Annotated in this window: 1 protein-coding gene and 1 pseudogene; one reads left to right on the top strand and one right to left on the bottom strand. The window is 78.5% G+C overall.

Annotated elements, in window-relative coordinates:
• A partial coding sequence (locus G3I42_RS24600; protein ID WP_164289387.1) for a CGNR zinc finger domain-containing protein occupies positions 1-536 on the bottom strand: 536 nt, incomplete at its 3' end.
• 74 nt (positions 537-610) lie between these two features.
• Between G3I42_RS24600 and G3I42_RS24605 the strand changes: the two are divergent.
• Positions 611-905: pseudogene (locus G3I42_RS24605) on the top strand (MFS transporter); the annotation flags it as partial.

Below are 905 nucleotides of genomic sequence, written 5' to 3' on the forward strand. Positions count from 1 at the left end.
GAGCAGTGCCGCCGCCGCGGTCCCGCCCCGTACGGGATCAGGACGCGCGCGCAACTCCGCGCCGCGCAGACGGCGCCGGGCGGCCCCTGCCGCTCCCACACCACGGACAGCAGCGCGAGTGCCGAGGTGGCGCGGAACCACTCGTCCCACGGCGCCTCGTCGCTGGAGTCGATGTGCGGGTGCCACGGCGCCTCGCCGCCGTGCGAGGTGAGCCGCAGGGGGCCCGTGCACCGTGCGAGCAGCGCGTTGAGCCGCGCCACGGCCGTCTCCGCGTCCGGCGCGACCAGTACGCCGCGCACCTCGTCGGCGGCCACCCGCAGCGCCGCGATGTCGGCGTCCGTGAGCCGTACCGGCGGTCGCTCCCCGTACTCCAGAAGGACGGCGGCGATCTCGGCGGGCCCCGCCGCGTCCCCGTGCAGCGCGTTGACCACCGCCACCGTCCGCGCCGCGACCCGGTCGCCCGCGAGCCTGCCCCGCCACTCCGCCCGCTCCAGGCCCGCCGCCCTGACCTGCCGCAGCCTCTCGGCCCGCTCCATGCCGTACCCCTCTCGCCGTGGCCCTGTGTAACGCTACTGGAACCGTTCGGCGTTACGTCTCTACGCTCCCGGCCATGCTCCCGCGCCCGTCCCCGCTCGCCCGCCATCTCGTCGCCGCCGCCCTCGCCCGGACGGGGGACGACATGGCGGGCCCCGCGCTGCTCCTGCTCGCGCTGGACGTCACCGGGGGCCCGGCCCGCGCGAGCGGCCTGTTCGGGGCGCTCCTCGTGAGCGCGGCGCTCGGCGGGCCCGTACTCGGCGTGCTCCTCGACCGGGCGCGGCGCCCCGGTCTCGTCCTCGCCGCGGCGCTCGCCGGGTACGCGGCCGGGCTCGCGCTCCTCCTCCTGGGCCTCGGGCGCGCCCCGTACC

This window comes from Streptomyces sp. SID11385, assembly GCF_010548245.1.
Classification (GTDB): domain Bacteria; phylum Actinomycetota; class Actinomycetes; order Streptomycetales; family Streptomycetaceae; genus Streptomyces.